Raw genomic sequence first — 26,397 nt, 5'->3', positions numbered from 1 at the left:
GGGACGGCAGAATGGCGTCAGGTTGAAAACACAGAGAGAACCCGACGATGAAACCAGATTTGTTTACCGCAGTAATGAAAACCATCGGCAGCACGCAGGATGAGAACATCCGCACGGCCATTGACAGCGCACTGGATACCCTTAACGAGAAAGCAAACCAGAACGCAGAGGCCACGATAAATAATGCGCTTGAGGCATTCAGCAAGGCCAAATCCGTGCACACGGAAAACATGCTGAAACTGAATGATATTGATGCGGCTATTACCCGCAGCGAGAAAGAGCGTCAGAACGCCCTGAATGAAAGTGCCGAAGCCGAACAGAACTGGCGTACCCGTTTTCGCGAACTGCGCGGCATGATGACCCCGGAACTGAAAGCCGAACACAGTCAGCGAGTGGCCGGTCGGGAGCTGGCGGAGGAATTCACCGCCCTGATTGATGAACTCAACGATGATAAAGCCAGTACCATGCTGGACGCCTGTACATCAGGAAAAGAATACATCAGCGCCCATTCAGAGGCGCTTTCTGTCCATGCCCGGAATGAGTGGGCGGCGGTGATGAAGGCGATTCCCCCGGCGCTGATACGCGCTTTCGCGTTACGTCTGCGTGAACTCGAGATTAAGGGAGAAGAACACCCTCACAACGTTCTCATTCAGGAGCTGGGTGAGAATGTGCTGGCGCAAAGCAGGTACTACACATTCAACATGGAGCATGAGCCGGTAATTTCAAAAATTGGGCTTCACCGTCCGGCACTCACCGGCGTGGACATGAAGCTCTTTAAAAGCCCTGTTCTCAGAATGGCGCGGGCTAAAGAGCTGGCACAGAAGAAAAAATCGCGGGGGGTTAAGCCATGATGCGCTGTCCGTACTGCAAACAGGCTGCCCATGTCCGTACCAGCCGTTACCTGTCGGATAACGTCAAACAGAGCTACCTCCAGTGCGTGAATGTCTTTTGCTCCGCAACCTTTCGCACCACCGAGTCTATCGACGAGGTGATACGGCCACCGGCAGAAGAAAAGCCCGAACCACCACAGACAGTACCAGAAACACCGCCCCGAATTCTGGACTGCGCCCGCTCATCGCTGCGCCACTGATTCAGGAGAAAAGACAATGGCACGAGCACTACTGGAACAGGCCTTTGAAACCTGTCAGAAGAATAAATCGGACTGGATGAGCAGCAAGTCAGCACTGGCGCGGGCTGAAATGGCGCTGAAAGAGCTGGAGCTGACCTGCACCCGTTATCAGCCGGAGGCAGCACAGGCGCTGCGGGATGATATTGACCTGAAAAAATGGGCGGTAAATAAGTCGGCCGGGCAGTACATCCGGTCACATGAGGCCGTGCAGCGTATCAGTATCCGGCGTCAGCTCCACGCCTTTATGCAGGTAAGCGGCGATGCGCTGGCCGCCGCACTGGCACCGGAATTAATGTATCTCTGCGAACAACCTGACATCGTCAGAGAACGGGCTCTCGACCGGGCGGCCGCCAGTGTTCGCGAAGCGCTGTCCGTTCATGTAACCCGCGGAGGAAATATTGATTACGCAGAGGAAGAACGCGACATTCTGACAACCATCGGTTTCCGGCCTGACAGAGCATCGAGAGACGACAACCGGGCAAAATATACGCCTGAACAGAGTCAGATTTTCATGCGCCGACAGGCCGCGCAGACCCGCAAAAAATCCGCATAAAACGCCCCGAAAATACCCGTCTTTTTAATAAAAATAGCCATGCATGCCTACGCTGCATGGCTTTGCATGCAAAAACCTGAATTTTCCACACCCCGCCGCACCAGTACTGGCGCGGCCTGAGCCACTTCATGCACCTGCATTAAAAGCGCCCCGGGAAGCGGGCAGGCGTGGCGGGGAGAGCATTGCGCGCCAAAGCGTATTGATATACTGCCAGCATTTTTTGATACTCACACCCATCTACAGGAGTAGGTCACTACCGATGTAGAGCTTTCCCGGATTCAGATAAAACCACTTAGCATCGGAGCAAAGTAACTCAATACCGAACAATAAATATGAGCCCTTCGTGAAACCGGGTAAGGTCAAACTCATAAACCAGCAAAAGGGGAAAAGTGGGATATGTGAGGCGTGTATGATTTTTATTTATTGGGCTTCGTTAAAAATGGTGATTTAATAGCCCTTTAAATTTATCACTTTTTAACTAACTCCGAGGGTTTATGGTTATTTTTGATGAAAAACGGCATTTGTATGAAGCCTTACTGAGGCATAATTATTTCCCTAACCAAAAAGGTTCAATAAGTGAAATACCTCCGTGCTTTTCTTCCAGAACATTCACACCGGAAATAGCAGAGCTAATTTCATCTGATACATCAGGGCGCAGGAGTCTACAAGGTTATGATTGCGTGGAATATTACGCCACCAGATATAATAACTTCCCAAGAACGCTGTCAATCATCCATCCAAAAGCGTACTCAAAGCTAGCCAAGCATATACATGATAACTGGGAGGAAATACGGTTTATAAAAGAAAATGAAAACAGCATGATCAAACCAGACATGCATGCTGACGGTCGCATCATAATCATGAATTATGAGGACGCAGAAACTAAAACCATAAGAGAGCTAAATGATGGTTTTGGACGGCGATTTAAAGTTAACGCAGATATATCAGGCTGCTTTACAAATATCTACTCACACTCTATCCCGTGGGCAGTTATAGGGGTTAATAATGCAAAAATAGCCTTAAATACTAAAGTAAAAAACCAGGATAAACATTGGAGCGACAAACTTGACTACTTTCAGCGACAAGCTAAAAGAAATGAAACACATGGTGTTCCTATTGGTCCTGCAACCTCAAGCATTGTTTGTGAGATTATTTTAAGTGCTGTGGATAAGCGTCTTAGGGATGATGGATTTTTATTTAGACGTTATATAGATGATTACACATGCTATTGCAAAACACACGATGATGCTAAGGAGTTTTTACATTTACTCGGTATGGAGCTGTCTAAGTATAAGTTATCACTGAACTTACATAAAACTAAAATAACTAATCTCCCAGGAACTTTGAATGATAACTGGGTTTCTTTGCTTAATGTAAATTCACCAACAAAAAAACGTTTTACAGATCAGGCTTTAAACAAGCTAAGTTCTTCTGAAGTAATTAATTTCCTAGATTACGCTGTACAATTGAACACTCAGGTTGGTGGTGGAAGCATACTAAAATATGCTATTTCCTTGGTTATAAATAATTTAGATGAGTATACAATCACTCAGGTGTATGACTACCTTCTAAACTTATCATGGCATTATCCAATGCTCATCCCATATCTAGGCGTACTTATCGAACATGTCTATTTAGATGATGGTGATGAATATAAAAATAAATTCAATGAAATTTTGAGTATGTGTGCAGAGAATAAATGTTCTGACGGCATGGCTTGGACTCTTTATTTTTGCATCAAGAATAACATTGATATTGATGATGATGTTATAGAAAAGATTATATGTTTCGGCGACTGCTTGAGCTTATGCTTGCTAGATAGCTCAGATATATATGAAGAAAAAATTAATAATTTTGTTAGCGATATCATCAAACTAGATTATGAATATGACATTGACAGATATTGGCTCCTTTTTTATCAGCGGTTCTTTAAAGATAAAGCCCCAAGCCCTTATAATGACAAATGCTTTGATATTATGAAAGGTTATGGCGTTGACTTTATGCCAGATGAAAATTACAAAACTAAAGCTGAGTCATATTGTCATGTCGTCAATAACCCATTTCTAGAAGACGGAGATGAGATTGTAAGCTTTAATGATTATATGGCGATAGCGTAGCTTTTAGGCCTCATTTCAGAGGCCTAATTTACTTGCATACCATTGAAGCATTTCTCTCCTTCTCTCAATGTATAAAGCATGATTGTAAGTTCCGCGTATACTATTTTTATCAACATGAGCTAACTGCATTTCAATTAAAGCACTATTAAAACCATGCTCATGCAATATCGTAGACATAGTATGTCTAAATCCGTGGCCTGTAGCACGTCCTTTGTAACCAAGTAACTCAATCACTTGCGATACGCTTTCTTTCGAGATCGGCTTGCTGCGGTTGTTCCTGCCAATAAAGATGTAAGGGTATTGGCCGGTAATAGGTTTAAGCTGTTTAAAAAGGTCAACTACCTGAGTAGATAAAGGAACAATGTGAGGCCTACGCATTTTCATACGTTCTGCTGGTATCTCCCATATACCTTTTTCGAGGTCTACTTCTTCCCACGTAGCAAAGCGCATCTCCTGCGTTCTTACACCAGTCAGCATGACTATCTTCGTAGCATTTTTGGTGATGATGCTACCGGTATACGCTTCGAGATCCCGAATAAAATGAGGCAATTCTTCGGCAGATAGAAATGGATGATGTTTTTGCTTAGGAACGGCCAGAGCGATGGCTAAATCAGGTGCAGGATTGTATTCAGCGCGGCCAGTTATGATTGCATAGCGATAGACCTCGCCGCATCTTTGGCGCACTTTTCTGGTCTTCTCTAGTGCTCCACGCTTCTCTATTCGTCGCAATACTTCAAGCAGTTCTAATGGTTTGATTTCACTGATAGGGCGTTTACCAATGAACGGGAACACATCTTGTTCAAATGTCTTAATGATTTCTTCGCGATAGGCTACTGTCCAGCGGTCAGCTTTATTGGTGTGCCATTCTCGACATATGGCTTCGAATGAGTTCTCTGTTGAGATTTGCTGCGCCAGCTTTTGGGCTTTACGTTCTTCTACTGGGTCTATGCCGTTTGCTACCTGCTTACGAGCTGTATCGCGTTTCTCACGTGCTTCTGCGAGGCTCACAAGGTCGTAACTGCCAAATGACATTAGCCGTGCTTTACCGGCAAAGCGAAAGCGGAAGCGCCAGCCCTTTGAGCCGTCTGGATTGATGAGTAATGACAGGCCTTGTCCATCGTTCAATGTGTAGGGCTTGTCTTGGGGCTTTGCTCGTTTAATTTGTATGTCTGTTAGTGGCATGTGTATAAGTCAAAAATGTGTATAAAAAATCTATACACATCACTATACATATTTTTCACGGATTCAGGGAGATCTTGTCGGACGGTTACGGATGAGTTATTCACTATCTATAATGAAAATAAAGGATTTTTAGACTTTCTTGGACGGCTGCGGAGGAATTTTGGCGGAAGATCACAGGAGTCGAACCTGCCCGGGACCGCTGGCGGCCCCAACTGGATTTGAAGTCCAGCCACCTCACCGGAGATGACGATCTTCCGCGCCTCGATTGCTACATGGAGGCGGGGCGCATTATAGCTACTTCCAAACGTTTCCACACCCCCTCACTCACTTTTTTAACTTCCGTTTCTCCATACCATGACCAGTTTCAAATAAATCCCCGCAAAATCCATTACTTACACTTAGACACATTTTTTGACGCTACTCTGATCACAGAAAACAAGAATCGTAATTTGATAACGAGATATCGGAATACCCGCGCTCACAGGGATGGTTTACAAGAACTGTAACCGGTATCAGTGCGTGTGAAAGTGCTAACAAGGATGCGTAATGAAAAGTGAGATTTTGTCCGTTAAAGAGAAGATTGGCTACGGCATGGGCGATGCCGCCAGCCACATCATCTTTGATAACGTTATGTTATATATGATGTTCTTCTATACCGATATTTTTGGTATCCCGGCCGGTTTTGTCGGCACGATGTTCTTACTGGCTCGCGCGCTGGATGCTATCTCAGACCCTTGCATGGGACTGCTCGCCGACCGCACCCGTTCGCGCTGGGGGAAATTCCGCCCGTGGGTGCTGTTTGGCGCTCTGCCATTTGGTCTGGTCTGTGTGCTCGCCTACAGCACGCCGGATCTCAGCCTGCACGGCAAAATGATTTATGCCGCAATCACTTACACGCTGCTGACCCTGCTTTATACCGTGGTGAATATTCCCTACTGCGCGCTGGGCGGTGTGATAACCAATGACCCAACGCAGCGTATCTCCCTGCAGTCATGGCGCTTTGTGCTGGCGACGGCGGGCGGCATGCTCTCCACCGTGCTGATGATGCCGCTGGTGAATATGATTGGCGGCGAAGATAAAGCGTTGGGCTTCCAGGGCGGGATTGCCGTGCTCTCGGTTGTGGCGTTCCTGATGCTGGCGTTTTGCTTCTTCACCACCAAAGAACGTGTGGAAGCGCCGCCGAGCAGCAACTCAATGCGTGAAGACCTGCGCGACATTTGGCAGAACGACCAATGGCGCATCGTCGGCCTGCTGACCATCCTCAACATCCTGGCCGTCTGCGTACGCGGCGGGGCGATGATGTATTACGTCACCTGGATTCTGGGTACCCCGGAAGTGTTTGTCGCCTTCCTCACCACCTATTGCGTCGGCAATCTTATCGGCTCTGCGCTGGCAAAACCGCTGACTGACTGGAAATGCAAAGTCAGCGTCTTCTGGTGGACGAACGCCCTGCTGGCGGTCGTCAGTCTGGCAATGTTCTTCGTGCCGATGCACGCCAACCTCACCATGTTCGCCTTCATCTTCGTGATTGGCGTACTGCATCAGCTCGTGACGCCAATCCAGTGGGTGATGATGTCCGACACCGTTGATTACGGCGAGTGGTGTAACGGAAAACGTCTGACGGGGATCAGCTTCGCGGGCACGCTGTTCGTGCTCAAGCTGGGTCTGGCGCTCGGCGGGGCGATGATCGGCTGGATGCTGGCGGGCGGCGGTTACGATGCCGCAGCGAAAACCCAGAACAGCGCCACCATTAGCATCATTATCGCATTGTTCACGATTGTCCCGGCTATTTGTTACCTGTTGAGTGCCGTGATTGCCAAACGCTTCTATACCCTGAAAACGCCGTATCTGACGGAAATCATGAGTCAGCTGGCTCAGGGTGCGCACCGCAATCAGCAGGATTTTTCGACGAAAGAATTACAGAACTAAGGAACCAACGATGAAAATTAGCGACGGAAACTGGCTGACGCAGCCTGGCCTGAATTTAACTCACCCGATTCAGGTATTCGAGGTCGAGCAACAGGGTAACGAGATGATTGTCTACGTTGCGCCGCGCGATGTGCGTGAACGTACCTGGCAACTGGATACTCCACTCTTCACCCTGCGCTTTTTCTCGCCGCAGGAAGGCGTGGTTGGGGTGCGTATGGAACACTTCCAGGGTGCGTTGGATAACGGTCCGCACTATCCGCTGAACGTGCTGCGGGACGTCAACGTAGAGATACAAAACACCGCTGAATTTGCCGAACTGAAAAGCGGAAATTTGAGCGTGCGGGTCACTAAAGGTGAGTTCTGGTCGCTGGATTTCCTGCGTAACGGCGAACGAATTACCGGCAGCCAGCTGAAAAATAACGGCTACGTGCAGGACACCAACAGCGGGAAAAACTATATGTTTGAACGCCTGGATCTGGGCGTTGGCGAAACGGTGTACGGTCTGGGCGAGCGCTTTACTGCGCTGGTACGTAACGGCCAGACGGTGGAAACATGGAACCGCGATGGCGGCACCAGTACCGAGCAGTCTTACAAGAACATCCCGTTTTATCTCACCAACCGTGGTTACGGCGTGCTGGTAAACCATCCGCAGTGCGTGTCGTTTGAAATTGGCTCTGAGAAAGTGTCAAAAGTGCAGTTCAGCGTTGAAAGCGAGTATCTGGAATATTTCGTCATCGACGGCCCTACGCCGAAAGCGGTGCTGGATCGCTATACCCGCTTTACCGGTCGTCCGGCACTGCCGCCAGCCTGGTCATTCGGTTTGTGGCTGACTACATCGTTCACCACTAATTACGATGAAGCGACGGTGAACAGTTTTATCGACGGGATGGCCGAGCGCAATCTGCCGCTGCACGTCTTCCATTTCGACTGCTTCTGGATGAAAGCCTTCCAGTGGTGCGACTTTGAGTGGGATCCGGTGACCTTCCCTGACCCGGAAGGTATGATCCGCCGCCTGAAAGAGAAAGGGCTGAAGGTCTGCGTATGGATAAATCCTTATATCGGCCAGAAATCCCCGCTGTTCAATGAACTGAAAGAGAAAGGTTATCTGCTCAAGCGCCCGGACGGCTCCCTGTGGCAATGGGATAAATGGCAGCCGGGCCTGGCGATTTATGACTTTACCAATCCTGAAGCCTGCGAGTGGTATGCCAACAAGTTGAAAGGTCTGGTGGATATCGGCGTTGATTGCTTCAAAACTGACTTTGGTGAACGCATTCCTACTGACGTTCAGTGGTTTGACGGTGCCGATCCGCAGAAAATGCACAACCATTATGCGTACATCTACAACGAACTGGTATGGAACGTGCTGAAAGAGACCGTCGGTGAAGAAGAGGCAGTGCTGTTCGCCCGTTCGGCCTCGGTCGGCGCGCAGCAGTTTCCGGTGCACTGGGGCGGCGACTGCTACGCCAACTATGAATCGATGGCCGAAAGCCTGCGTGGTGGGTTGTCCATCGGCCTGTCCGGCTTTGGCTTCTGGAGTCACGATATTGGCGGCTTTGAGAATACCGCCCCGGCGCACGTCTACAAGCGCTGGTGTGCGTTCGGGTTGCTCTCCAGCCACAGCCGCCTGCACGGTAGTAAATCCTACCGTGTTCCATGGGCGTACGATGATGAATCCTGCGACGTGGTGCGCTACTTCACTGAGCAGAAATGCCGCATGATGCCGTACCTGTATCGCGAAGCGGCGCGCGCCAATGAACTCGGAACGCCGATGATGCGCGCAATGATGCTGGAGTTCCCGGACGATCCGGCATGTGATTATCTCGACCGCCAGTACATGCTGGGCGATAGCGTGATGGTTGCGCCGGTGTTTAGCGAGGCGGGTGATGTGCAGTTCTATCTGCCGGAAGGACGCTGGACGCATCTGTGGCGTAACGACGAGGTGGTGGGCAGCCGTTGGCATAAGCAGCAGCATGACTTCCTGAGTCTGCCGGTTTATGTGCGTGACAATACACTGCTGGCGCTGGGCTGCAATAACCAGAAGCCGGACTACGCCTGGCACGAAGGGACGGCGTTCCAGCTGTTCCATCTGCAGGAGGGTCGGGAGGCGATTTGTGAAGTCCCGGCGGCAGACGGTTCGGTTATCTTCACGCTGAAAGCGACGCGCACGGGTAATACCATCACCGTGCAAGGAAGTGGCGAAGCGCGTAACTGGACGCTGTGTCTGCGTAATATTACGCAGGTTAGCGGCGTGAAGGGCGGCTCATCTGTGGGCAGTGAGTGGGGAACGGTTGTCACGCCGGATGCGGATGTGCTGACGATTACCCTGTAAGTAAATCTCAACGTGGGCTGGATGGCGACGCAATGCGTTTTATCCGGCCCACGCTGCGAGCAGCATTCCAGATCTGAAAATCCAAAACATCCTGAATTAAATTTTTATCTCCCCATATTTGCGAGCGATATCACTCTGAATCCCACGAAAAATGTGATCTGCGCCGTAAATATTTCACTATTTCCCGTTTTTGTCTTATTTCTGTCCGGAATACAGGACACGATTTAGTATTGTTGGCGCATCGTAGTCCTCTTATATTTATCATCACGGATTACACGTGGAGCATCAATGCTTCTTTATAACCTAAATAATTCGAGTTGCAGGAAGGCGGCGACGCAGCGAATCCCCTGAACGTACATAAGTACGTGACTGGGGTGAGCGAGGAAAACCAACGCACATGCAGCTTGAAGTATGACGGGTATAGATATTTAATCTGGTATGTAATAAGGGTAAATAATGCAAATGATTACCTCCCGACAAAACAGATTATTAAAATTTCTTCTGTCTAAGAAGGAATATGTCACGCTGCTGAAAATTGCCGAGTATTTATCTGTTTCAGAGAAAACTGTGCAGCGCGATCTGCGCTTACTGGAACCATGGTTATCAGAATGGAAAATAACTATCGATAAACGTGCTGGTGCTGGGGTGATATTAAGTGCCGATAATATTACCGACCTTTTATATATGGACCAGTTATTAGGATCGGAGGGTGATGATGCTGACGGCATGATGAATAATTCACGGCGAGTCAAGATAGCTTCACAATTATTAAGCGAAACGCCGCATGAAACGTCGATCAGTAAATTATCCGAACGTTATTTCATTAGTAGCGCATCGATTGTGAACGATCTGAAAGTAATTGAATCCTGGATTACCCCGTTGGGCCTGTCGTTGATTCGTAGTCAGAGCGGCACGCACATTGAAGGCAGCGAGAGCGGTGTGCGCCAGGCGATGGCATCGTTGATTAACGGCGTGATTAACCATAATGAACCTGGTAACGTGGTTTATTCACGCCTGGATCCGGGCAGTTATAAAGCGTTAGTGCATTACTTTGGCGAAGAAGACGTTTTATTTGTCCAGACGTTATTGCAGGAAATGGAGAACGACCTGTGCTGGTCGCTCGGCGAGCCTTATTACGTCAATATCTTTACCCATATTCTGATCATGATGTACCGCATCACGCGGGGCAATGCGCTTCCGAGAAAAGAAGAAAGCATCTCTACCTGTGATGAGAACATATTTTCCATTGCCAGTCGCATGATTCAGCATATCGAAAAACGCATTGCCCACCCGCTGCCGGAAGACGAAGTCTGGTTTATATATCAATACATTATCTCCTCGGGTGTGGTGATTGAAGAGCATAATGACGTGAGCGTGATTGGTCATATGCACTCCAGCGACGAAGCGCGTTTGATTACCCATCGGTTGATTGCCACCTTCGCCGAGATGGTCGACAGCGATCTTAGCCAGGACACGGCGCTGTATGACGGATTGCTGATCCACATTAAGCCGCTGATTAACCGACTGAACTACCAGATCCGCATTCGTAACCCGCTGCTGGAGGATATCAAAGGCGAGTTGCAGGACGTGTGGCGTCTGACCCAGTGTGCGGTGAATCGAGTGTTTAGCGGTTGGGGCGAGCGGGCCGTGTCGGAAGATGAGGTGGGATATTTAACCGTGCATTTTCAGGCCGCAATGGAGCGTCAGATAGCGCGTAAACGCGTACTACTGGTCTGTTCAACGGGTATCGGCACTTCTCACTTACTCAAAAGCCGTATTCTACGCGCCTTCCCGGACTGGACTATCGTCGGCGTAGTGTCGGCAGGCAGCCTGCCCTCTGTACTGACGGACGATATTGAACTGGTGGTATCGACGATTAATTTACCCGCGGTTGCCATGCCGGTCGTGTATGTCACTGCCTTCTTCAATGATGCGGATATTAAGCGGGTAACAGAAACGGTTATTACGGAAAAATTACATCGGGCGACGTCGCTGGTCGTTGAAAATTAATGTCTGAACTCCATGAGGTATGATTGATGGACATCACGAAAATACTCAATACAAATCGCGTTATTTTGGACATGAAGGCTACAAGCAAAACGGAGGCTATTGAGGAACTGACGGATATTCTGCAAAAAGATGGAGCAATTAGCTGTCGCGAAACGTTTATTCAGGATGTCTGGCAACGTGAGTCAGAAGGCTCGACCGGCTTCGAAAACCATATTGCGATCCCGCACGGGAAATCCTCGGCGGTGGTCAATACCACGCTGGCGATTGGGCGTACCCGCCAGGATATTCCCTGGGAAACCCTGGACGGCAGCAATGTACGGTGCATTATTCTGTTTGCCGTACGTCTTGAAGATCAAAATACCACCCATATTCGTCTGCTTTCGCAGGTTGCTGGCGCGTTGGCAGATGACGACATTATTGAACAACTATTAGTTGAAAGTAGTCCACAAAAAATTATTGAGCTTTTTAGCCAATATGCTGAATCCAATGTCTGCTAAATAAAATGTGGAGCATGTTATGAATATTGTTTGTGTTGCCGCCTGTACGGCGGGTATTGCGCACACCTATATTGCCCGTGAGAAGTTAATTAAAGGTGCCAAAGCGCTTGGTCATAATATAAAGGTTGAAACCCAGGGCACCATTGGCACAGAAAACGAACTGCTGACAGAGGATATTTCTGCGGCTGATGTCATAATTCTTGCTGTCGATGTAAAAATAAAAGGGGAGGAGCGATTTTCAAACAAACGCATTGTTCGAGTAAAAACTGAAATAGTCATAAAATCGCCCATTCAGTTTCTTGAAAAGGTCGAAAAATCATTAGTTAATAATAACCAGTAGCGATCCTCATTCTGTAGGGGTTTCACATGAGTGAAAATAAAATTCCGCTATCTCAGGAAATAAAAAAACATTTATTAACGGGAATTTCGTGGATGATCCCGTTAATTGTCGCCGCCGGGATCTGTATTGCTCTCGGGCAAATACTTGGCGGCACTAACGTCGGTGAAAAAACAGGAACCATTCCCTGGATGCTCAACCAGATTGGCGGCTGGGGGATGGGGTTAATCGTACCGCTGATTAGTGCGGCGATTGCGTACTCCATTGCTGACCGTCCGGGATTCGCGCCGGGCCTGATTGTCGGCTTCGTCTGCGGAGAAATTCATACCGGTTTTATCGGTGGGATGCTGGGCGGATTTCTGGTCGGTTATACCGTCCTGCTGCTCAAGCGCTATATCCGTTTGCCGCAGTCGATGCAGGGGTTGATGCCCATCATGGTGCTGCCGGTACTGAGTACCGTCATTGGCGGTCTGTTGATGATGACGCTGATTGGCAAGCCGATTGCCTGGCTGCAGGACGCGTTGATTCATCTGCTGGAGTCCATGCAGGGCGGATCCCGCTTTCTGATGGGCGCTATCCTCGGTGCGATGGCGACATTCGACTTCGGTGGGCCGGTGAATAAAACCATGTCGCTGTTTGCTGACGGCATGCTGGTCAGCGGCGTGTACGGTCCGGAAGCGGTGAAGTTTGTTGGTTCGATGATCCCTCCATTTGGCATTACGCTCTCTTTCCTGCTGACGCGTCACAAGTACACCCGTGCGGAACGTGAGGCGCTGAAGGCTGCATTCCCGATGGGGATCTGCATGATTACCGAAGGGGTTATTCCGATTGCGGCGCGCGACCTGCTGCGCGTGGTGGGCTCCTGCGTGGTGGCCTCGGCGATTGCGGGTGGCCTGATTATGGTGTGGGGTGTCGAAAGCCCGGTACCGCACGGCGGCATGTTTGTGGTTCCGCTCTTTACGCATCCGCTGCTGTTTTGCCTGGCGCTCGGGATCGGTACGGTGATTTGTGGCGTCATGCTGTCGCTGTGGAAGAAACCGGTAACCGAGCGTGATGAAGAGTTTGACGAACTCAGCGATCAAAAGCTGAAAGACGAAGAAATCACCTTCACCCTGGAATAACCGGAGGCCGTATGTTTGCCGATATGAAAAGCATGGTGACCAAAGCCTGGCGCGAGCAGTACGCGCTGCTGGCCATCAACTGTATGAACCTGGAAAGCGCCCGCGCAGCGGTGCGAGTGGCGGAGAAACACCGTGCGCCCATCATTCTGAATTTGTATCAGGGGCATCTGGAGCATTTTCCGGCCCCGATAGCGGCAGCGGCGGTCAAAACGCTGGCAGAGGAAGCCTCGGTACCGGTCGCGCTGGCGCTGGATCATGGAAAGGATCCTGTACGCATTCGCCAGGCTTTTCGCGCCGGATTCAGCGGCTTAATGATCGACGCCTCCGCCTTTGCGCTGGAGGAGAACATTCGCCAGACCCGGGCGGTGGTTGAGCTTGCCGCCAGCGTTTCTCTGTGCGTGGAAGGCGAGCTGGGCCATCTGGCCGATGCTCCGTGCTATGACCACGCCGCTAACGCTGATTTGATGACCCAGGCCGCCGACGTGGAACCCTTTATCCAACAGACCGGGATCGATTTGCTGGCGGTGTCGGTGGGTACGGCACACGGCATGTACGCGCCGGGCATCACACCTGCTATTGATTTCCAGCGGCTGGAGGAAATAGCCCGGTTATCAACGGTGCCGCTGGCGCTGCATGGCGGCAGCGGGACGCCGTTTGACCAGCTACAACGCTGCCCGACGTTTGGTGTCGCCAAGATAAACGTTGGTGCGGCGGTTTTCGAAGCCGGAAAGGCTGCGCTACTGCATACCCTGTGTCGCGACACATCCGGTGAACTTGTTGATGCCCTGGCCCTGATGGAACAGGCCTGCGAGGAAGCCATTATTCCGTACCTGCAGGCCAGCGGCGCTATCGGCAAAGCCTGATTCATTTTCTGTAACGCCTTCTATGCCTCTGCGATGACGCACTGGCAGGGCTTTCTACACCCTGAAACTGGAGAATTAACATGTTAGTTTCGATGAAAGAATTACTGCAACCTACCCGTCAGCACGGTTTTGCCATCGGCGCATTCAACGTGGCGGACAGCTGCTTTGTACGCGCAGTAGTGGAAGAAGCGGAAGCGACCAATACCCCGGCGATTATCTCCATTCACCCCAGCGAACATGATTTTGTCGGCGATGCGTTTTTTAGCTATGTCCGTGATATCACCCTGCGCAGCCCGGTTCCCTTTACTCTGCATCTGGACCACGGCGCTTCGGTTGAGCATGTCCTGCGGGCGATTCAGTGTGGGTTTACCTCGGTGATGATTGATGGCTCGCTGCTACCATATGAAGAGAACGTGGCGCTGACCCGCGAAGTGGTCAAACTGGCGCATGCGGTAGGTGTTTCGGTGGAAGGGGAGTTGGGAACGATTGGCCAGACTGGGACGTCAGTGGAAGGCGGCGTGTCGAAAGTTACTTATACCGATCCTGCTCAGGCAGAGGATTTTATCGCCCGAACGGGTGCAGACACGCTGGCGGTGGCGATTGGAACCGCGCACGGGATCTACCCGAAAGGGATGCAGCCAGAGCTGCAAATGAACATCCTGCGCGATATCGCTGGACGTGTGGATATTCCGCTGGTGCTGCACGGTGGTTCCGCGAACCCGGATGCGGAAATTGCCGAATCCGTGACGCTGGGCGTTGGCAAAATCAACATTTCCAGCGATATGAAATACGCCTACTTCCAGAAAGTCCGCGAAATCCTGGCGAAAGAAACCTGGTGGGACCCGAACGTAATCTACCCGGAAGCCATTAGCGCCGCGCGGGACGTGATCCGCCACAAAATGAAACTGTTCGGTTCAACCGGCAAAGCATCACTTTATTAACGGCATGCAGGCGGGGCGACCCGCCTCTTTCGCAACAAGGAAAAGTGGAATGAAGCGTTCACACATTAATTATGCCGTCGATAAAGCGCATGCCATCGCTGAGACTTTTCGGGTCTGTCTGCCTGATTTTGCGTATTTTACGGTCGATGCCTGGCGGCAACAGGATCAAACTCTGTGGCGTGAAGTGCGCGATCTCCAGTTGGGCTGGGATATTACCGACTTCGGACACGGAGATTTTGCGCAAACAGGGCTGACGTTACTAACGTTGCGCAATGGTCTGATGGGGTCAGCGGATTACCCCAAACCGTATGCCGAAAAGATGCTGCAAATTCAGCAGGATCAGCAAACGCCATGGCATTTTCATCGCCATAAAATGGAAGATATCGTTAATCGCGGCGGCGGTGATTTATGTATGCAGCTGGCGTGGGCCACGCCTGATGATGAGTATGATGCCCGACGCGTTGTTGAGGTTAGCGTGGATGGTCAGCGGCGTACAATTAACGCTGGCGAGACGCTGGTATTGAAACCGGGACAAGGAGTGTGTCTGCCGCCGCGCTTGTATCATCGCTTTTGGGCGGAGAAGGCGTTTGTGCTGGGCTGGGAAATCTCGATGGTCAATGACGACCAGCATGACAACCACTTTCTGGAACCTGGCGGTCGCTTCCCGGTGATTGAAGAAGACGAGCCGGTGAAATGGCTGCTGTGCAGTGAATATATTCGCTTATGAGCGTGAGTAGGCCCGGTAAGCGAAGCGCCACCGGGCAATAAATCATTGTGCAGGTGGTGGTGCAGTGACTTCACTCCCCGAAACCACGCCCGCCTGCATGGTTTGCGTTACCTGCTGTTTCTCCACGTTCACCGCATGCAACTGACCGTTGACCGTTGGCTTGAGAGGCGCATCGGCCTGAATATTGCCGCTGGCGGTAAGCTGGATGTTGCCATCGCCGGAAAGCGGCAGTGCGGGCCAGCCCCACTGCTGCAGGATCGTCATTGGCACGCCGCGCCCGTTCAGGCTGACCTGCGTCTGGCGCTGAGGTAGCTGCGAAATGCTGGCAGTGGCCTCCAGCAGTCCTTTTTCCGTATAGGCGCTCAGTTCGCTGATATTGATGGTGCTGCTGTTTGCCGTTAGCGCCAGAGAAGGACGACGCACATCCGTACGGTTAAAGGTGGCTGCGGCAGCGTTGAGGGTGGCGCTCCCGCTCCAGATCCCCCACTGATTGTTCTGTACCAGCCCGAGGTTAGCGCCGTAGCCGTCCAGCGCGGTGAGCTGCCACGGGAAATTGGGGTCGATATCTATCACCAGATTGCGGCTGGCGCTGAATTTCTTCAGCGTCAGGCTGTTTAGCCACGCTGGCAGGGGTTTCATCCACAGCTGCTTCCAGTTTTCCGGCAGCGTGTATTCCAGACCAGCAATAGCGGCATCGTCAAGGACCAGCGCTTTGTTGCTGCGCATCCAGTTTCCGGATGTTCTGACCATACCGCCTTCCCAGCGGGTGGTGAACTGGCGCAGCGCAATGCCCTGCGGTGAGAACTCGGCGTTCAGAATCGGATCGAAGAAGTGCAGAGAGCCGTAAATAAACTCGCTGGCATTCATCGACAGTTTGCCTTCCTGAGTTTGCCAGTCGTCCTTACTGAAGGTCATGTTGCGCAAGCTCAGATCGAGATCCGTCACCGCCCAGTCGGGGCCTTGCAGACGGGCATCCGTCACTTCCAGACGACCAATTTGCAGGGAAGGAATAGTGCTTAACGGGGCAAAAAAATCGGCCAGCGATTTGTCGCTTTGCAGCCGGATATCGTTCAGGCGCAGATTCTCCACAACCCAACTTCCGTCGGCATTGCGTTGCGCTACGCCGGTTAATGCCCCACGCGCCACGTCAGCGCCAATATTGCTTAGCGTCACCCGGTCATGGTCGATGCTGCCTTCAATCAAGACGTTGGTAGTTGGAACATCGTTGAGCGTCAACGAACTAGCGCTGAGCTGAATTTGCGCTTTGCTCCCGAGAATTTTACCTGCCTCAGGGCTCCAGGGAATGACGCCGCCGTTAACGCGCTGGGCGCTGAGGTTCCACTCGCTGCCGGGGCTGTTAAGCGCCATATCCTGCAATTGCAGGCGATCGGCCTGGAACGGTAGCGGCGCGGTTTGCTGGGAAAGATTCAGTGTGCCTTTTTGCAACAAAATGGTGTCTACGTGCAGCGGGTCGGTGATTTGGCGGCTACTCAGCCCAATATCGACCGTTTTAGCGACCAGCGTTGCGGGCTGACCATCCCGGCCAAAGGTGACGTTTTCCAGCAGAATATGGGAAGGGGAGGAAAACCGGTGATCGATGGCATCAAACGCCAGATGGTAGCTGCTGTTCTCCGAAACCCAGGCGCTGACGTGCTCTGCCCCCCAGCGGGTTTGCAGTAGAAAATAAAGGCCGAGAATCGCCACTGCAAGGGCGATCAGCACGTAAAGAAGCAGCTTTCCAATAAATTTCATGGTCTTCCATCCCGCGAAGTGCACATAGTCAAGTTATGCACGATTTAGGCGCAATGCTCAAGGCGGGAATGGTGAAAGAGCGTTACAGCGGCGTTGATTCAGAACCAACGCCGCATTTTGCTTATTGCTTTTCTGGCGGGAATACCAGATTCAGAACGATTGCGGTAATACCGCCAGCGGCGATACCAGAAGAGAGCAGGTTTTTCACCCAGTCCGGGGCGAACTGGAGAATCAGCGGCTGCTGGGAAACACCCAGACCAACGGCCAGCGACAGCGCGATAATCAGAATCGCGCGGCGGTTCAACGGCTCGCGGGACACGATACGCACACCGGATGCAGCGATAGTACCGAACATCACCAGCGTTGCGCCGCCCAGTACCGGCTCAGGAATATGCTGTACAAAACCGCTGACTGCCGGGAACAGGCCCAGCGCGATCAACATCAGCGCCACCACAAAACCAACGTAGCGGCTGGCAACGCCTGTTAACTGAATAACCCCATTGTTCTGGCCAAAACAGGAGTTCGGGAAGGTGTTGAACACGGCGGAAACAAACGAGTTCAGACCGTTCGCCAGCACGCCGCCTTTCAGGCGCTTCATATACAGCGGACCAGAAACCGGCTGCTCGGAGACATCGGAGGTAGCCGTAATATCGCCGATGGTTTCCAGTGAAGTAATCATAAAGACCAGCATCAGCGGCAGCAGTAAACTCCAGTCGATGCCCAGGCCATAATACAGCGGCGTTGGCACCATCAGCAGGTCCTGACTTACCGGTGCGGTATTTTGCGGCAGCATGTCCATAAACCAGGCCAACAGATAGCCTGCCGCCATCGCAATCACCAATGACGCAACGCGCAGGTACGGGTTGCGTTGACGGTTAAGCAGGATGATTAGCGCCAGCACCACGCCTGCCAACAGTAAATTCTTCGGCGCACCAAAGGTGTTGTCGCTCATTGCGGCATAGCCACCGCCAATCGATGTCAGACCCACCTGAATCAACGACAGGCCGATAATCATCACTACCACCCCTGAGACCAGCGGAGTAATAATACGACGCGCCAGGTGCAGGACACGCGAGATAACCATCTCGGTGCAGCTTGCCAGCATCAGCGTACCGAACAGCGCCGCCATCATGGTTGGGACATCTGCGCCACCGGTTTTTAGCGCCGTACCGCCCATAATCAGTGGCGCAACAAAGTTAAAGCTGGTGCCCTGAATGGATAGCAGCCCTGAGCCGACCGGCCCCCAGGCTTTGATCTGGATGATAGAAGCCACGCCGGAGGCGAACAGCGACATACTGATAATGTGTTGAGTATCCTGAGCCGGTAAACCAAGCGCCTGGCAAATTAACAGAGCAGGGGTGATCACCGCGACGAACATGGCCAGCAGATGCTGACAGGCGGCAAACAGGGTCTGGGCTAACGGGGGGCGATCTTCAAGACGGTAAATCAGTTCACTGTTGTGAGTCTGCGCAACCGGTTGCGCATTTGTTGACTCTACGGCGTTAACGGACATCAGAGGCAATCCCATGGTGGAAAAGCGGTGATTTTATCTGACCAGGGCAGAAAAGCAAACGTTTGCTAGCAGGTATTCTTAATATTTAAAACGGATAAACAAACATTTTTATATAACTTTTCATCATTTTCTGCTTAAAATCCACTCCGAAAACTCAATAAGAGCTAAAAATCGGTCTGGAATGCATCGTGCGTGATTGTGCTAAACGCACTAATGGAGCTGTAAATGTTTTATCTCGATACGTTATCAACGCTGGTTGCGGCAACCCTTGTGTTGCTGCTGGGACGTAAGCTCGTCCAGTCTGTTTCCTTCCTGAAAAAATACACCATTCCCGAACCTGTTGCAGGCGGATTGCTGGTGGCGATTGCGCTGCTGGTGCTGAAAAAAAGCATGGGTTGGGAAGTGAACTTCGATATGACCCTGCGCGATCCGCTGATGCTGGCCTTTTTCGCCACTATCGGTCTGAACGCCAATATCGCCAGTCTGCGTGCTGGTGGCCGCGTGGTGGGTATTTTTCTGATTGTGGTTGTTGGCTTGTTGCTGATGCAAAACGCCATCGGTATTGGTATGGCGACCCTGCTGGGTCTGGACCCGCTGATGGGTCTGATCGCTGGCTCGATCACCCTCTCTGGTGGACACGGAACCGGGGCCGCGTGGAGCAAGCTGTTTATTGAACGTTATGGCTTCACCAATGCAACTGAAGTGGCAATGGCTTGCGCAACGTTTGGTCTGGTGCTGGGCGGGCTGATTGGCGGCCCGGTGGCACGCTATCTGGTCAAACACTCCACCACGCCAGACGGTATGCCGGACGATCAGGCCGTGCCGACCGCATTTGAAAAGCCGGACGTTGGGCGCATGATCACTTCGCTGGTGCTGATTGAAACCATTGCTCTGATCGCTATCTGTCTGACGGTGGGTAAAATCGTTGCGCAAATGCTGGTTGGAACAGTGCTGGAATTGCCGACCTTCGTCTGCGTGCTGTTTGTTGGGGTGATCCTCAGTAACGGTCTGGCGCTACTGGGTTTTTATCGGGTGTTCGAACGTGCAGTTTCGGTGCTGGGTAACGTAAGTCTGTCGCTGTTCCTGGCGATGGCGCTGATGAGTCTGAAGCTGTGGGAACTGGCTTCACTGGCCTTGCCGATGCTGGCAATCCTGGTTGTGCAGACTATTTTCATGGCGCTGTACGCGATATTCGTCACCTGGCGCATGATGGGTAAGAACTACGATGCCGCCGTGCTGGCAGCCGGACACTGTGGTTTTGGTCTCGGCGCGACGCCGACGGCGATTGCCAACATGCAGGCGATTACCGAACGTTTTGGACCATCCCATATGGCGTTTCTGGTGGTGCCGATGGTGGGGGCGTTCTTTATCGATATCGTCAACGCGCTGGTGATTAAGCTGTATCTGCTGTTACCGATTTTCGCGCAATAACGGCTGTGCGGCGGGGTAACATCCGCCGCCGCTATGAATTAACTACGCGTTGGAGTAGCGTTCGGTTTCCGGCATCCAGCGCTCTATCAGTGCCGCGGCCTGTTGCGGATAACGTTCGTGAATATGGCGGGCGATGCGCTGAACTTCCGGAATAATCGCCTGATCGCGCAGTAAATCTGCGACCTTGAATTCTGCCGTTCCGGTCTGGCGAGTACCTAACAGCTCGCCGGGGCCGCGAATCTCTAAATCTTTTTGCGCAATTACGAACCCGTCGTTGCTGTCTCGCAGAACCTGCAGGCGTTTCTGCGCGGTTTTAGACAGCGGTGATTTGTAGAGCAGAACGCAGTGGGAAGCCACCGCGCCACGGCCTACGCGACCACGCAACTGGTGCAACTGGGCCAGACCTAAGCGTTCCGGGTTTTCAATAATCATCAGACTGGCGTTTGGCACGTCCACGCCCACTTCAATCACCGTGGTGGCAACCAGCAGATGCAGTTCACCCTGCTTAAAGGCCGCCATTACCGACTGCTTCTCGGCGGGCTTCATGCGCCCGTGTACCAGGCCAATATTGAGTTCTGGCAGCGCCAGTTTAAGCTCTTCCCACGTCGCTTCTGCCGCCTGAGCTTCCAACAAGTCAGACTCTTCAATCAGCGTACAGACCCAGTATGCTTGACGTCCTTCGTGGGTACAGGCGTTGCGCACGCGATCAATGATATCGCTGCGGCGGGTATCCGGAATGGCGACCGTAGTGACCGGCGTACGCCCCGGAGGGAGTTCGTCAATGACCGACGTGTCGAGGTCAGCATAGGCTGTCATCGCCAGGGTGCGCGGAATCGGCGTGGCGGTCATGATTAGCTGGTGTGGGTGGAAACCCTGCTGCTGACCTTTCTCCCACAGCGCCAGACGCTGATGTACGCCGAAGCGGTGCTGTTCGTCGATGATAACCAGCGCCAGCCCGTTGAACTGCACCTGTTCCTGGAAAATCGCGTGCGTGCCGACAATCATCTGCACCTGACCGCTGGCGATAGCTTCCTGTTGCGCCAGACGCGCTTTACCTTTTTGCTTGCCCGCCAGCCAGCCCACTTCAACGCCCAGTGGCGCGAACCAGTTGCGGAAGTTATTCGCATGCTGTTCAGCCAATAGTTCGGTAGGAGCCATTAGCGCAACCTGCTTACCATGTGCGATAGCCCGCAGCGCGGCCAGCGCGGCAACCAGTGTTTTACCGGAGCCGACATCACCCTGTACCAGGCGCATCATCGGCACATCCAGTGCCATATCGCGTTCAATCTCAGCGGTAACACGGGCCTGTGCGCCAGTAGGTTTGAACGGCAATGCAGCCAGCAGCTTATCTTTTAGCGCGTTGTTAGCACTTAACGGCTGGGCGTGAAAACGCTGTGCCCCGGCGCGTAGTGCCAGCATGCTGAGATTATGTGCCAGCAGTTCTTCGAGAATCAGACGTCGCTGCGCCGGATGTTGTCCGGTTTCCAGATCGCTGAGTTGCAGCGAAGGTGGGGGGCGGTGCAATGTGCGCAGTGCTTCGGGTAGGCTCATCATGCCCTGTAACAGCTCTGGCGGCAGCAGTTCGGCAATGGCGCAGGTATCGAGCAGATCCAGTGCCTGATCGGTCAGCTTGCGCAGCGTGGCCTGCTTCACACCTTCGGTGGTTGGATATACTGGTGTGAGTGTTTCCTGCAATTCTGGCGTGCTGAGATCGCCTTGTACGCGGTATTCCGGGTGAATCATCTCTGCGCCGTATTTCCCGCGTTTGGCTTCGCCGTAGGCCAGTACCCTACGCCCGGTAGCAAGGCTGTTTTTCATCGCTGCGCTGAAGTTGAAAAAGCGCATGGTGAGAATCCCCGAGCCATCGCTGATTTGACAGGTCATCATCCGGCGGCCGCCGAAGGTAATATTGCAGTTCAGCACTTCGCCTTCAACGGTGGCATAGACACCCGGCAGCAGTTCGCCAATTGGGTACAGATGGGTACGGTCTTCGTAACGCAGAGGGAGGTGGAGCAGGAGGTCCTGCACGGTGTGCAGGCCAATTTTCGCCAGTTTACTGCTTTGCGCTGCGCCAACGCCGGTCAGAGAGTTGAGTGGGATGGCATCCAGTAAACGGCCTTTCATCGCGTTTATCTCGCAGATTGCATAGTGGCCCACCACGTTGCATCGGCTTCAATTTCGCCCTGCGTGTTTACGTGAGGGTAGGGAAGACCTTTGCGCTTAGCGACATTCGCCAGCACCGGATAACCGCCTTCAAACAGTAAGCGCTGCTGCTCTTCTTGTGGCAGCATGCTGTTTTCTCGTCGGTACATCCCCGCGTTTTGCCGCTGGCGCTGTGCTTCGTACAGAATCAGCGCGGAGGCGACAGAAACGTTCAGTGACTGCACCATGCCAGTCATGGGAATGATGATGTCCTGATCAGCCAGATCCAACGCTTCCTGAGTGATGCCGGTTTTCTCCTGGCCCATCAGGATGCAGGTGGGGCGCGTGTAATCAATCTCGCGAAAATCCACGGCTTTATCTGACAGATGGGTTGCCAGGACCTGCATGCCCCGGCTTTTTAAATGTGTGACCGCATCGCCAATGGTAAGGTGAGTTTTCACCTGCACCCAACTGTTGCTGCCTGCGGCAGAAGAGGCCATGGTGCGCATACGGCTACCCGGCCAGACGGCGTGGACTTCATGCACGCCAACCGCATCTGCAGTACGAATAATCGCAGAAACGTTATGAGGTTTGTGAACCTGCTCCATGCAGACGGTCAGATCGGGCTGACGACGTGCGAGCATCTCGCGGATACGTGCATAGCGCTGTTCATTCATAAGACTAGTTTCGGTTACGGGTGACTTTTATCACGTCCGGCATGACGCGGATTTTGCGCATGATATTCGCCAGGTGCACACGATCGCGAGCGGTCAGGCGAATAAAGGCGCTATAAACGCGGCCATCTTTCTCTTCCGTATTCAGACTTTGAATATTGGAGGTGGTCGTGTTGATTGCCGCCGTCAGGTTCGCCAGAGCACCCTGGTGGTTAAACATATCCACCTTAATCTCGGTGATGAATTCCTGCTCCGTCTCTTTATCCCATTCCACCGCCATAAACTTCTCTGGCTCTTTCTGGTAGCCACGAATATTACGGCAGGACTCATGGTGGATCACCAGACCTTTACCCGGACTGACGTGAGCAATGATTGGATCGCCTGGAATTGGACGACAGCATTTCGCGAAGGTGATCAGCACGCCGTCAGCGCCTTTGATCGGCAGATGACCATGGCCAGATTGTGCTGGTACGTTCGCTGTTGCTTCGCCCTGCTGGAGGTTTTTCGCTACCACCACGCTCATGGCGTTACCCAGACCGATTTCTGCGAGCAGATCGTCAAGCGTGGCGAGCTTCATACGCTCAAGCTCACGCTGGATGCTCTCTGGGGGGATCTCAGCCAGTTTACGGCTACCGCCCAGGGCATGGTTGAGCAGTCGACGACCCAGACTGACGGAATCATCGCGCTTGAGGTTTTTCAACAGTTGGCGAATCTTGGCGCGCGCTTTCGAACTGACGACGAAGTTTAGCCACGCGGCATTCGGACGTGCGCCCGGCGCGGTGATAATCTCAACGGTCTGGCCGCTAAAGAGCGGTTGTGAAAGCGGGTAAGGCTGTCTGTCGACGCGCGCGCCGACGCAGGCGTGACCGATATCGGTATGCACAGCGTAGGCGAAGTCGACAGGCGTTGCACCAGCGGGCAGTTCGACAATGCGCCCTTCCGGTGTGAAAACATAAATCTCATCCGGGAAGAGATCAGATTTGACGCTTTCAATAAATTCAAACGAGCTACCGGCGCTCTGCTGCAGTTCCAGCAAGCTTTGCATCCAGCGCTGAGCGCGGATTTGCGCAGTGGTGCTGCTTTCGCCGCCGTGCTCTTTGTAAGCCCAGTGCGCTGCGACACCCATCTCTGCCATCTGGTCCATGTCTTCAGTACGAATCTGTACTTCAACCGGGACGCCATGAGGGCCGATCATTGAGGTGTGCAAAGACTGATATCCGTTCGCTTTCGGAATGGCGATATAGTCTTTCACGCGACCAGGGCGTGGTTTGTACAGGCTGTGCATCTGGCCGAGTACGCGATAGCAGGTATCGGAATCATGAACGATGACGCGAAATGCGTAGATATCCATGATGGAGTGAAAACGCTGCTCTTTGAGCACCATTTTGCAGTAAATAGAGTACAGGTGCTTCTCACGCCCGCTTACGCGACACGGAATACCTGCCTCCTGCAAACGCCCTTCGATTTCCGAGAGGATTTTTTGGATCATCTCTTTGCGGTTGCCGCGAGCGGCTTTAACCACTTCTTTAATCACGCGATAGCGGTTTGGGTACAGCGCTTCAAAACCCAGCTCTTCCAGCTCGGTTTTAATGTGATGAATACCTAAACGGTGTGCCAGCGGACTATAGATTTCGAGGGTTTCACGGGCGATGCGGCGACGTTTGTCCGGGCGTAATGAGCCCAGCGTGCGCATGTTGTGGGTGCGGTCGGCAAGTTTGATGAGAATGACGCGGATATCCTGCACCATCGCCATAATCATCTTGCGAAAGTTTTCAGCTTGCGCCTCTTTCTTATCGCGAAACTTAAGCTTATCAAGTTTCGATACCCCTTCTACCAGCTCTGCAACGCTTTTACCAAAAAGCTGTTCCATATCCTGATAGGTGGCTGGGGTATCTTCAATCACGTCATGCAGCAGCGCAGCCATCAGCGTTTCGTAGTCGAGTTTCATCTCGGCCAGAATGCAGGCTACCGCTACCGGGTGCGTGATATAGGGTTCACCGCTTGAACGTGTCTGGCCCTCGTGAGCGTCACGTGCAACGAGATACGCCTGCCGAAGACGCTTAATCTGGTCTTCCGGCAGGTAGTTTTGAATCAGTTGATTCAGGCTTTCAAACAGATACAAGGGCGACCCGCTTTGTGATTAACGACGACCTTCAGCAATAGCGGTAACGGCTTGTAATTCAGCGGCTTCCTGCTCTTGCTGTTCCTGGCGCTCACGCACGTCGAGGATCTGGTTGTTGATCAGACCTTCTTCGATTTCGCGCAGCGCGATAACGGTAGTTTTATCGTTTTCTTCCGGTACGAGCGGATCCTTTCCGCCTACCTGCATCTGACGAGCGCGACGCGCGGCGACCAGTACCAGGTCAAAACGGTTACCAATTTTCTCTACAGCGTCCTGAACAGTTACGCGTGCCATACTTAAAATGCTCCACAGGTGAAGAAATGACTGGGCATGATACTGAATGTGGGTTCAGTCTGCCAACAGTTTGCTGATTAAAGCGTCATGACGCTGCTTTTGGCGGCTCATGCGCAGACGTTCGGCGCGAATGATGGTTTTCAAATCGCCCAGGGCGGTGTCGAAATCATCATTCACAATAAGATAATCATATTCGGCGTAATGGCTCATTTCTGCAACAGCTTGCGCCATACGTTTCGCGATCACGTCTTCGCTATCCTGACCGCGGCCCCGCAGGCGGCGGTCCAGCTCAATCTTAGACGGTGGCAAAATAAAAATACTGCGCGCATGCGGCATTTTTTCACGAATTTGCTGCGCACCTTGCCAGTCGATATCTAAAAAGACGTCTACGCCGGATGCTAATACTTGCTCAATGGTTTCACGCGAGGTGCCGTAGTAATTACCGAAAACCTCCGCGTGTTCCAGGAACGCGTCTCTGCCAATCATGGTTCTGAATTCATCATGGTTCACAAAGAAATAGTGTTCACCGTGCACTTCCCCCGGGCGCGGTGCGCGAGTGGTGTGCGAAACAGAAACCTGGGTGTCATACAACGGTTGGGTCTTTAATAAAGCCTGAATCAGGCTGGATTTACCCGCGCCACTGGGGGCAGAAACAATATAAAGCGTGCCTTGAGCCATGAGTATCTTAATGTATGTGATTGTCGAAAGAGAGCCTACATACGGGCTTATTATAC

Annotated in this window: 22 protein-coding genes and 1 tRNA gene; 14 read left to right on the top strand and 9 right to left on the bottom strand. The window is 52.2% G+C overall.

Translation table 11 applies throughout. The annotated features are described in order from the left end of the window. Positions 1-47 precede the first annotated feature (47 nt). From sid to drt4, 4 genes are all read left to right on the top strand, one after another. Positions 48-851 carry a capsid size-determining scaffold Sid gene (gene sid / locus OGX96_RS06795; protein WP_286582519.1) on the top strand — a complete coding sequence of 268 codons (804 nt, stop codon included), beginning with the start codon at positions 48-50 and terminating at the stop codon, positions 849-851. Then, complete coding sequence (locus tag OGX96_RS06790; RefSeq protein ID WP_000984214.1) at positions 848-1,090, top strand: ogr/Delta-like zinc finger family protein; 243 nt, start codon at positions 848-850, stop codon at positions 1,088-1,090. The genes sid and OGX96_RS06790 overlap by 4 nt, the downstream gene beginning before the upstream one ends. A gap of 16 nt (positions 1,091-1,106) precedes the next feature. After that, positions 1,107-1,682: a phage polarity suppression protein gene (locus OGX96_RS06785; protein WP_286582515.1), complete on the top strand. Its 576-nt coding sequence runs from the start codon at positions 1,107-1,109 to the stop codon at positions 1,680-1,682. A 494-nt stretch (positions 1,683-2,176) separates the two neighbouring features. Next, complete coding sequence (gene drt4, locus OGX96_RS06775) at positions 2,177-3,799, top strand: antiviral reverse transcriptase Drt4 (protein WP_286582513.1); 1,623 nt, start codon at positions 2,177-2,179, stop codon at positions 3,797-3,799. Positions 3,800-3,814: 15 nt separating this feature from the next. On the opposite strand, the gene OGX96_RS06770 is transcribed toward drt4, so the two are convergent. Together OGX96_RS06770 and OGX96_RS06765 are read right to left on the bottom strand one after the other, a co-directional pair. Beyond that, entirely contained in the window at positions 3,815-4,981 is a 1,167-nt protein-coding gene (locus tag OGX96_RS06770) for a tyrosine-type recombinase/integrase (RefSeq protein WP_001131480.1), read from the bottom strand. A 161-nt stretch (positions 4,982-5,142) separates the two neighbouring features. Beyond that, positions 5,143-5,237: transfer RNA gene (locus OGX96_RS06765), tRNA-Sec, on the bottom strand. 290 nt (positions 5,238-5,527) lie between these two features. On the opposite strand from OGX96_RS06765, the gene OGX96_RS06760 reads away from it, so the two are divergent. From OGX96_RS06760 to OGX96_RS06720, 9 genes are all read left to right on the top strand, one after another. Continuing rightward, entirely contained in the window at positions 5,528-6,910 is a 1,383-nt protein-coding gene (locus OGX96_RS06760; RefSeq protein ID WP_071444566.1) for a glycoside-pentoside-hexuronide family transporter, read from the top strand. Between the two features lie 10 nt (positions 6,911-6,920). Next, the gene (gene yicI, locus OGX96_RS06755; protein WP_198802998.1) at positions 6,921-9,239 is read left to right on the top strand and encodes an alpha-xylosidase; all 2,319 of its coding nucleotides are present in this window, start codon (positions 6,921-6,923) and stop codon (positions 9,237-9,239) included. A 456-nt stretch (positions 9,240-9,695) separates the two neighbouring features. Next, complete coding sequence (locus OGX96_RS06750) at positions 9,696-11,249, top strand: BglG family transcription antiterminator (protein ID WP_198803007.1); 1,554 nt, start codon at positions 9,696-9,698, stop codon at positions 11,247-11,249. A gap of 26 nt (positions 11,250-11,275) precedes the next feature. Further along, positions 11,276-11,746, top strand: a complete 471-nt coding sequence (locus OGX96_RS06745) for a PTS sugar transporter subunit IIA (RefSeq protein ID WP_008786490.1) — start codon at positions 11,276-11,278, stop codon at positions 11,744-11,746. Positions 11,747-11,765: 19 nt separating this feature from the next. Continuing rightward, positions 11,766-12,086, top strand: a complete 321-nt coding sequence (locus OGX96_RS06740) for a PTS fructose transporter subunit IIB (protein ID WP_286582508.1) — start codon at positions 11,766-11,768, stop codon at positions 12,084-12,086. A gap of 26 nt (positions 12,087-12,112) precedes the next feature. Continuing rightward, the gene (locus OGX96_RS06735) at positions 12,113-13,204 is read left to right on the top strand and encodes a PTS fructose transporter subunit IIC (protein ID WP_003827232.1); all 1,092 of its coding nucleotides are present in this window, start codon (positions 12,113-12,115) and stop codon (positions 13,202-13,204) included. 11 nt (positions 13,205-13,215) lie between these two features. Next, complete coding sequence (locus tag OGX96_RS06730) at positions 13,216-14,067, top strand: class II fructose-bisphosphate aldolase (RefSeq protein WP_286582505.1); 852 nt, start codon at positions 13,216-13,218, stop codon at positions 14,065-14,067. 80 nt (positions 14,068-14,147) lie between these two features. Beyond that, complete coding sequence (locus tag OGX96_RS06725) at positions 14,148-15,008, top strand: ketose-bisphosphate aldolase (RefSeq protein ID WP_003024018.1); 861 nt, start codon at positions 14,148-14,150, stop codon at positions 15,006-15,008. A gap of 49 nt (positions 15,009-15,057) precedes the next feature. Further along, positions 15,058-15,735, top strand: a complete 678-nt coding sequence (locus tag OGX96_RS06720) for a D-lyxose/D-mannose family sugar isomerase (RefSeq protein WP_060682971.1) — start codon at positions 15,058-15,060, stop codon at positions 15,733-15,735. Between the two features lie 42 nt (positions 15,736-15,777). Here the strand turns inward: OGX96_RS06720 and OGX96_RS06715 are convergent, their stop codons facing one another. Continuing rightward, entirely contained in the window at positions 15,778-17,487 is a 1,710-nt protein-coding gene (locus tag OGX96_RS06715) for an AsmA family protein (RefSeq protein ID WP_198803009.1), read from the bottom strand. Between the two features lie 121 nt (positions 17,488-17,608). Then, a complete protein-coding gene (gene xanP / locus OGX96_RS06710) occupies positions 17,609-19,000 on the bottom strand; it encodes a xanthine/proton symporter XanP (protein WP_003024026.1) in 1,392 nt (463 codons plus the stop codon). 225 nt (positions 19,001-19,225) lie between these two features. Between xanP and gltS the strand changes: the two genes are divergently transcribed. After that, positions 19,226-20,431 carry a sodium/glutamate symporter gene (gene gltS / locus OGX96_RS06705; RefSeq protein ID WP_003024029.1) on the top strand — a complete coding sequence of 402 codons (1,206 nt, stop codon included), beginning with the start codon at positions 19,226-19,228 and terminating at the stop codon, positions 20,429-20,431. Between the two features lie 42 nt (positions 20,432-20,473). Here gltS and recG read toward each other — a convergent pair whose 3' ends face one another. Genes recG through gmk form a run of 5 tightly spaced genes read right to left on the bottom strand, consistent with a single transcriptional unit; the run spans position 20,474 to position 26,341 of the window. Further along, entirely contained in the window at positions 20,474-22,555 is a 2,082-nt protein-coding gene (recG, locus tag OGX96_RS06700; RefSeq protein WP_149607899.1) for an ATP-dependent DNA helicase RecG, read from the bottom strand. A 5-nt stretch (positions 22,556-22,560) separates the two neighbouring features. Further along, a complete protein-coding gene (gene trmH, locus OGX96_RS06695) occupies positions 22,561-23,250 on the bottom strand; it encodes a tRNA (guanosine(18)-2'-O)-methyltransferase TrmH (protein WP_032945382.1) in 690 nt (229 codons plus the stop codon). A gap of 4 nt (positions 23,251-23,254) precedes the next feature. Beyond that, positions 23,255-25,369 (bottom strand): bifunctional GTP diphosphokinase/guanosine-3',5'-bis pyrophosphate 3'-pyrophosphohydrolase, encoded by a 2,115-nt coding sequence (gene spoT, locus OGX96_RS06690; RefSeq protein WP_003024038.1) that lies wholly within the window; start codon positions 25,367-25,369, stop codon positions 23,255-23,257. Between the two features lie 18 nt (positions 25,370-25,387). Further along, entirely contained in the window at positions 25,388-25,663 is a 276-nt protein-coding gene (gene rpoZ, locus OGX96_RS06685) for a DNA-directed RNA polymerase subunit omega (RefSeq protein WP_000135058.1), read from the bottom strand. 54 nt (positions 25,664-25,717) lie between these two features. Next, the gene (gene gmk, locus OGX96_RS06680) at positions 25,718-26,341 is read right to left on the bottom strand and encodes a guanylate kinase (RefSeq protein WP_003024042.1); all 624 of its coding nucleotides are present in this window, start codon (positions 26,339-26,341) and stop codon (positions 25,718-25,720) included. Positions 26,342-26,397: the final 56 nt, after the last annotated feature.

It is taken from the genome of Citrobacter sp. Cpo100, from assembly GCF_030332595.1.
GTDB classification, from domain to species: domain Bacteria; phylum Pseudomonadota; class Gammaproteobacteria; order Enterobacterales; family Enterobacteriaceae; genus Citrobacter; species Citrobacter portucalensis.
The sequence above is the reverse complement of the archived record's forward strand: the minus strand, read 5'-3'. Positions and strand labels throughout refer to the sequence as shown.

Excerpts from the sequence above, each read along its gene's own strand:
- sid (WP_286582519.1), top strand. The coding sequence starts at position 48 with ATGAAACCAGATTTGTTTACCGCAGTAATGAAAACCATCGGCAGCACG.
- OGX96_RS06790 (WP_000984214.1), top strand. The coding sequence starts at position 848 with ATGATGCGCTGTCCGTACTGCAAACAGGCTGCCCATGTCCGTACCAGC.
- OGX96_RS06785 (WP_286582515.1), top strand. The coding sequence starts at position 1,107 with ATGGCACGAGCACTACTGGAACAGGCCTTTGAAACCTGTCAGAAGAAT.
- drt4 (WP_286582513.1), top strand. The coding sequence starts at position 2,177 with ATGGTTATTTTTGATGAAAAACGGCATTTGTATGAAGCCTTACTGAGG.
- OGX96_RS06770 (WP_001131480.1), bottom strand. The coding sequence starts at position 4,981 with ATGCCACTAACAGACATACAAATTAAACGAGCAAAGCCCCAAGACAAG.
- OGX96_RS06760 (WP_071444566.1), top strand. The coding sequence starts at position 5,528 with ATGAAAAGTGAGATTTTGTCCGTTAAAGAGAAGATTGGCTACGGCATG.
- yicI (WP_198802998.1), top strand. The coding sequence starts at position 6,921 with ATGAAAATTAGCGACGGAAACTGGCTGACGCAGCCTGGCCTGAATTTA.
- OGX96_RS06750 (WP_198803007.1), top strand. The coding sequence starts at position 9,696 with ATGCAAATGATTACCTCCCGACAAAACAGATTATTAAAATTTCTTCTG.
- OGX96_RS06745 (WP_008786490.1), top strand. The coding sequence starts at position 11,276 with ATGGACATCACGAAAATACTCAATACAAATCGCGTTATTTTGGACATG.
- OGX96_RS06740 (WP_286582508.1), top strand. The coding sequence starts at position 11,766 with ATGAATATTGTTTGTGTTGCCGCCTGTACGGCGGGTATTGCGCACACC.
- OGX96_RS06735 (WP_003827232.1), top strand. The coding sequence starts at position 12,113 with ATGAGTGAAAATAAAATTCCGCTATCTCAGGAAATAAAAAAACATTTA.
- OGX96_RS06730 (WP_286582505.1), top strand. The coding sequence starts at position 13,216 with ATGTTTGCCGATATGAAAAGCATGGTGACCAAAGCCTGGCGCGAGCAG.
- OGX96_RS06725 (WP_003024018.1), top strand. The coding sequence starts at position 14,148 with ATGTTAGTTTCGATGAAAGAATTACTGCAACCTACCCGTCAGCACGGT.
- OGX96_RS06720 (WP_060682971.1), top strand. The coding sequence starts at position 15,058 with ATGAAGCGTTCACACATTAATTATGCCGTCGATAAAGCGCATGCCATC.
- OGX96_RS06715 (WP_198803009.1), bottom strand. The coding sequence starts at position 17,487 with ATGAAATTTATTGGAAAGCTGCTTCTTTACGTGCTGATCGCCCTTGCA.
- xanP (WP_003024026.1), bottom strand. The coding sequence starts at position 19,000 with ATGTCCGTTAACGCCGTAGAGTCAACAAATGCGCAACCGGTTGCGCAG.
- gltS (WP_003024029.1), top strand. The coding sequence starts at position 19,226 with ATGTTTTATCTCGATACGTTATCAACGCTGGTTGCGGCAACCCTTGTG.
- recG (WP_149607899.1), bottom strand. The coding sequence starts at position 22,555 with ATGAAAGGCCGTTTACTGGATGCCATCCCACTCAACTCTCTGACCGGC.
- trmH (WP_032945382.1), bottom strand. The coding sequence starts at position 23,250 with ATGAATGAACAGCGCTATGCACGTATCCGCGAGATGCTCGCACGTCGT.
- rpoZ (WP_000135058.1), bottom strand. The coding sequence starts at position 25,663 with ATGGCACGCGTAACTGTTCAGGACGCTGTAGAGAAAATTGGTAACCGT.
- gmk (WP_003024042.1), bottom strand. The coding sequence starts at position 26,341 with ATGGCTCAAGGCACGCTTTATATTGTTTCTGCCCCCAGTGGCGCGGGT.